Below are 4,596 nucleotides of genomic sequence, written 5' to 3' on the forward strand. Positions count from 1 at the left end.
CCCGGCAGAAGCATTCGAGCAGCTACTCTCGGACCCGAAACAACCACCCGTTGCAACGACCCCTTGAAACCGCCATCCGCTACTGAGACGGCGTCGGACTCGTCGTGACCAGGTGCTGAACCGCAGCATCCAAGACTTGTGGCGGCAACGAATGGCCTCCGTCGAATACTTGCGCTGTCAGCAGTTCGGGACGGAACGCGGCGAGCACCTCGCGTACTCCGTCCATCGGGAAGAGCCTGTCCACACGTCCCGCGGCGACAAACACCGGCCGTTCGACGGCGGCCGCGACGAGCGCAACGTCTCCGGCCGATCTGAGCCTGGGCACGAACCAGGCCGGGTTGTGGCGGATGCGCGCCGCTTCGAAGGAAGCGAGCGTCCCGAGGCCACAACTCACCACTCCCCGAGAGATACGGGGGTCGAGAGCGAGCGAGAAGAGCGCGACTTGACCGCCTAGCGAGTGTCCGACGATGCTGAGCTGGGTCGCGGGCGAGTCGGATTCCCCCATCCAGCTGGTCACCACGGCAATGTCGCGGGTGTGCTTGGCCTGCAAGCTGCTGCCGTCCGTCACTCGGAAGAGCGCGTCGAGCCGTTCGTCGGCTCCGGGGTCGTCGGACCAATGACGTTGCCGCTCCTCGAAGCCGACGAGATCCGGAAGGACCACCCGCGCCCCTGCATGGGCGAGGGCAAGGCCGTAGGCGAGATTCGGGTCGCCGGCGAGGCCGGCAGGCTCGCTCTTGCCAAGAGTGAACGCTCCTGCGTGTTGGTGAACGGCGATGACGTCGACGTCGGAACGCTTGTGGGGCGTGATCAGGATGCATGGGATGGTGTCGCCATCGGGGGTGTCGAGCTCAATGTGATCCCACCGGGTGGAGTCGTCGAGTCGTAGGTGCTGGCGTCGAACCGCGGTCGGGTGGATGGCGCTTGGTTCCGGGATCGCGAGCAGATCGACAAGCTTCGACCGAGCGGCACCACCGTGGGCCTGCATCATGCGGGGACGCTATCAGCGCCGTCCGGTCTGCGATGGGCGGTTTCAAGGGGTCGTTGCAACGGGTGGTTGTTTCGGGTCTGACAGTAGCTGTTCGAATGCTTCTGCTGGGGTGAGGTAGCCGAGCGTTTTGCGGGGTCGTCCGTTGAGTTCGGCAGCGACTTCGAGGAGCCGTTCCGGCTGTGGATGGTGAGGTCGGTGGATTTCGGGAAGTACTGCCGGAGTAGGCCGTTGGTGTTCTCGTTCGAGCCGCGCTGCCAGGGCTTGTGCGGGTCGCAGAAATAGATCGCGAGGTCCGTGGCGAGGGTGATGTCTTTGTGCCGAGCAAGCTCCGTGCCCTGATCCCACGTCAACGAACGCCGCAGATGCTCGGGCAGGGTCCGGATGGTGGGAATCATCGCGTCGCGGACGGCGTCGGCGCTTTGCCCGTTGGGCAGGTGCAGCAGCATCACGTACCGGGTCGTTCGTTCGACGAGGGTGCCGATCGCGCTCCTGGCGTTGATCCCGACGATGAGATCCCCTTCCCAGTGACCGGGAACGGCCCGGTCGTCGACCTCGGCGGGGCGTTCACTGATCAGGACCATGTCGCGGATCTTCGACCACGACGCCCGCCGCGGCTCACCCCGGTGCCGGCGGATAGCACGGCCGGTGCGGAGGTGTTTATGCAGATCAGCACGCAGGTGACCGCGGCCCTGGACGAACAGGGACTGGTAGATCGTCTCGTGCGACACGTGCATCTCCGGCCGGTCAGGGAAGGACCGGATCAGGTCATCACGGATCTGCTCCGGGGACCAGTTCCGCACCAACCGCAACTCAACCTGCAGAGCTAACTCGACCCGGTCCAACTTCCGGGGTTTCGGGCGCCGCGCACGAGCACGGCACTGCTTCTCGGCGGAGTACGGCCGGTAGGTTTCACCAGCTGCGGAGTTCCTCGTCAGCTCACGGCTGATCGTCGACGGCGCCCTACCGAGTGCTCTCGCGATCGCACGTACGCCCTCACCGCTGAGGCGCAGGTCCGCGATCTGGAGCCGCTCTTCCTGGCTGAGGTACCTGTCGGAGCGGGGCATGTGGGCGAACGGGTTCCGTCCGCCGGCTGCTTTGACCCATCGGTATCCCTGACGTCGATCCACGCCGACAGCATCACAGGCCGCCGTGCGGCCGAGGCCCTGTCTCAACAGCTCCCAGAACCGCGCCTCTCGAGCACGGTGTTCAAGCCTCGACCCCATCCGCAGCACTCCGATTCACGGTGGTGTTGCAACGACCAGCTGAACCCAAGATCGGCTGTCGGGCGGTCAGCGGCGGCGCTTCCGCTCGTGTCCGCTTAAGTCAGCCCGTAGCGTCGCCTTATGGATCAAGACGTGCTGACGGTCGAAACGGCCACGCCCGCGGACGTTACTGCGGCTCAGGTGCTCATCGACGGTGCGAAGCAGTGGCTGCGCTCGCGTGGGATCGACCAGTGGCAGGATCCGGTGCCGGACGCGGTTCTGCTGCGCGACGCAGAGCAGGGGAATCTCTTCGTCGTGCGTCAGGACCAGGTGGTCGTGGCGATGGTCACGGTGTCCGACTCGGACTCCGAGACGTGGGGCATGGAGAGCAGTCCCGCTGTGTACGTGCATCGGTTGGCCGTCGCTCAGACGCATCGCGGCAGTCGGCTCGGGCAACGACTGCTGGCGTGGGTAGAGGCAAGAGGCGCCGACCGCGGGGCGGCCTTCGTGCGGCTTGATTGTGCGACGGACAACCCTGGATTGCGGCGCTTCTACGAACAGCAAGGGTTCCGGCACGTTCGCGACGTGACGGTCACTGCCCTCGACGGTGGGCGGCAACTCGCCTCCAGCCTCTACGAACGCGAGCTGGTCCGGTAGCCGATCGGCTAACGCGTCACCGCGGAGTGCGCTTCCGGCGATTTCCGTTTAGCTTCTCGCCGCATTGACGGTGGCTCAGGTCTGGGAGCATGGGCGCAGGTAACGTGCACGCATGACGTCATGGTGGGATCGCACCGATCCATCGGATCGCCCGGACCTGACGAACCGCACTCCGGCCGGAATCATCGAGTCGTGGTGGAACGTCATCGCCGGTGCTGCATTGATGATCGGCCTGCCAGCAGTCGTGCTCAGCGGAGGCTTCAGCCCCGCACGCATCGCATTTGCGATTTTCGGCCTGGCCATCATGGTGGCGCTCGAGCTCGTCTTCTTGAGGAAGCTTGTCCAGCGGATCGCAGGCCGACGCGCTCTTCGCGGTGAACACGCCGACGACGAGTGAGACTCGGCGCTCCCGGTGGTGTTGCAACGACCAGCTGAACTTAAGGATCCCTACCCGAACACGTGCCGGGACGTCTTAGCGAATCAGACCTCGATCGCTAGCGACCGACTGGGCTCAGCAATGCACGCCGTCACGCCTGCCGGTTCGCCGGGTCCGAGAACAGGATCTGCGCGATCGATCGGACCAGGACGGCCGCATCCTCCCCCGGGTGCCGGCGCTCAAGCACGCCCGCCTCATGCAGCGCCACAAGACCATGCACGAGCGCGAGCGCGGCCAAGGGCGCATCGGGCGTGCGGGGCTCGACAGTCACCGCCCCAGCCAGGAGTGCACCGTCCGTCTCCGCTCGCGCTGACGCGAGCTTGACGTCGCCGGCGTCGATCCTCGTGGCATCGAACATGACCAAGTAGTACCCGCGACCCGCGCCAGTGGCGAAACGCACGTACGAGACCGCTGCATCCAAGAACGAGGGCGCCGATCGCAGCTCCTCAGCGAGGAGCCGGAACCCGCCCGTTGCCAGCGCTGTTAGGAGGCCGCGACGGTCGTGGAAGTGATGCGCCGGGGCCGCATGCGACACTCCCGCCCGGCGCGCCAGCCCGCGCAGCGTCAGGGCATCGGGCCCCTCTGCGGCGACTACCTTGGCGGCTTCCCGTAGCAGAGTGACTCGCAGGTCCCCGTGGTGATAGGCCATGACTGATGTTACCGCCGATCTAGTCGTTGACAGGATCTTGGCTACAGTCCAGTATCTTGTCGATGACTAAATTGGGGTGTTCGTGATTCCATTTTTCGTGCTGGTCATGGCCACCGGCGCTGCTCGCCTTGTTGGACTCGCCGTCCCGTATACGGGGTCATGGCCGTCCGCGGCCGCCGTCGGTCTCGCAGCCGCCTTCGCCATCGCCTCATCCGCCCACTTCCTTCGCCCCCGCAGGGACGGGCTCATCGCGATCGTCCCGCCATGGATCCCCCACCGAGCTCTAGTCGTGACGGCGACGGGTGTCCTCGAGATCGCTGGAGCCGCGGCGCTCCTGATCGAGCCATTGCGCACGCTTGCGGCAATCTGCCTAGCTCTGCTTTTGCTCGCGATCTTCCCCGCGAACGTTCGAGCTGCCACCGGCACTCGACACTCCGCCGCACCCACCACACCCCTCGGCCCCCGGCTCATCATGCAGCTTGGGTTCTTAACCGCCTGCATCATCGCCGCTCTGTGATCCCGCCTAAATCACCAACATCGCAGGCGGCAATCACCGCCCGACCGCAGACGCCGATGCGTTCGATAGGGGATCGGCGGTTTCAAGCGGTCATTGCAACAGGAGCTTCTCGATCGCTTCGATCGGTTTCTCGAAGGCTAACCGTTT

General features: G+C 65.4%; 4 protein-coding genes and 2 pseudogenes. 2 read left to right on the top strand and 4 right to left on the bottom strand.

The genetic code is table 11. The features are described 5' to 3' along the window. Positions 1 to 79 precede the first annotated feature (79 nt). Both ITJ56_RS17950 and ITJ56_RS17955 read right to left on the bottom strand, forming a co-directional pair. Positions 80 to 988 (bottom strand): alpha/beta hydrolase family protein, encoded by a 909-nt coding sequence (locus ITJ56_RS17950; protein ID WP_194631997.1) that lies wholly within the window; start codon positions 986 to 988, stop codon positions 80 to 82. 42 nt (positions 989 to 1,030) lie between these two features. Further along, positions 1,031 to 2,211, bottom strand: a pseudogene (locus ITJ56_RS17955) (IS30 family transposase). A gap of 120 nt (positions 2,212 to 2,331) precedes the next feature. Between ITJ56_RS17955 and ITJ56_RS17960 the strand changes: the two are divergent. After that, positions 2,332 to 2,847 carry a GNAT family N-acetyltransferase gene (locus ITJ56_RS17960; protein WP_228518184.1) on the top strand — a complete coding sequence of 172 codons (516 nt, stop codon included), beginning with the start codon at positions 2,332 to 2,334 and terminating at the stop codon, positions 2,845 to 2,847. Between the two features lie 112 nt (positions 2,848 to 2,959). After that, positions 2,960 to 3,244 (top strand): hypothetical protein, encoded by a 285-nt coding sequence (locus ITJ56_RS17965; RefSeq protein WP_194631998.1) that lies wholly within the window; start codon positions 2,960 to 2,962, stop codon positions 3,242 to 3,244. 130 nt (positions 3,245 to 3,374) lie between these two features. On the opposite strand, the gene ITJ56_RS18630 is transcribed toward ITJ56_RS17965, so the two are convergent. Next, a complete protein-coding gene (locus ITJ56_RS18630) occupies positions 3,375 to 3,641 on the bottom strand; it encodes a hypothetical protein (RefSeq protein WP_228518185.1) in 267 nt (88 codons plus the stop codon). 129 nt (positions 3,642 to 3,770) lie between these two features. Beyond that, a pseudogene (locus ITJ56_RS18635) lies at positions 3,771 to 3,932 on the bottom strand (TetR family transcriptional regulator); the annotation flags it as partial. Positions 3,933 to 4,596: the final 664 nt, after the last annotated feature.

The organism is Curtobacterium sp. VKM Ac-1376, from assembly GCF_015351025.1.
Taxonomy (GTDB): domain Bacteria; phylum Actinomycetota; class Actinomycetes; order Actinomycetales; family Microbacteriaceae; genus Curtobacterium.

Bases quoted from the DNA above. Each gene is read 5' to 3' on its own strand.
- ITJ56_RS17950 (WP_194631997.1), bottom strand. From the start codon at position 988: ATGATGCAGGCCCACGGTGGTGCCGCTCGGTCGAAGCTTGTCGATCTG.
- ITJ56_RS17960 (WP_228518184.1), top strand. From the start codon at position 2,332: ATGGATCAAGACGTGCTGACGGTCGAAACGGCCACGCCCGCGGACGTT.
- ITJ56_RS17965 (WP_194631998.1), top strand. From the start codon at position 2,960: ATGACGTCATGGTGGGATCGCACCGATCCATCGGATCGCCCGGACCTG.
- ITJ56_RS18630 (WP_228518185.1), bottom strand. From the start codon at position 3,641: ATGTTCGATGCCACGAGGATCGACGCCGGCGACGTCAAGCTCGCGTCA.